This window comes from Xenorhabdus santafensis, assembly GCF_033949405.1.
Lineage (GTDB): Bacteria > Pseudomonadota > Gammaproteobacteria > Enterobacterales > Enterobacteriaceae > Xenorhabdus > Xenorhabdus santafensis.
Map to the genome: position 1 here is coordinate 1 of NZ_VCDN01000247.1, position 740 is coordinate 740.

1 protein-coding gene is annotated in these 740 nt (G+C 29.7%); it reads left to right on the top strand.

What is annotated here, in order from left to right:
- Nucleotides 1–228: 228 nt before the first annotated feature.
- Nucleotides 229–740 (top strand): hypothetical protein (locus tag FE392_RS20085; protein ID WP_319931891.1); only part of this gene is annotated, 512 nt, incomplete at its 3' end.

Sequence of the window (740 nt, forward strand, 5' to 3'; positions counted from 1 at the left end):
AAATCTTTTACTGAAAATGATATTGACTATATTTTTTATCATTTAGATAATCTTGAGTGTTTAGTAAAAGATCGTGTTTTTCTTGAAGATGCTTTAAAAAGATATAGAGAAAAGTTAGATAAAGTAAAGAAGTAAATTCATAATTTAATGTAGTTTCTACTTAACTAGTTAATAATAATAGGGGTAGAGTTCCACTTTTTGATTAGCTTCTTGGAAAGGTTGTCTTTTATGGCTTTGGATATTGCTAAATGTGGTCGGCGGACCATTGCTCTACGTGAAAAAGCTACTGGTGATGTTATGATCCGAAGAATGTCCTGTAATCAGCTCTCCTGTCCTGTATGTGGTCCGGTCATTGCAGCGCGTTTACAACTTCGAATTAAATATTTTTCTCAGCATGAACGTTTGTTTTTCTTTAATACTATTACTTCTAAGAGTGGATTGGATGATTTAGAAAAGATTTTCACTAAGATACGTCGGGAGTTATCAGTACATTTTACTATTGATGGATATATGAAGAAAAAGAAAGTTAGTCATGAGAAAGCTTTAAAATGGTATGAAAAGAAAAAGAAAAAAATGATAGATTTTGACGTTGATGTTGAACTTGCAATTTATTCAAGAAAAAATGCAATCATTGAAGTTGCAAATTCAAAAAAGGTTTATTACAAGCGTTTAAATGTTAAACAAAAAATTGAATTTCATAAGAAATATAATCATTTAGTAGACGAGCTATTTCCATCTAT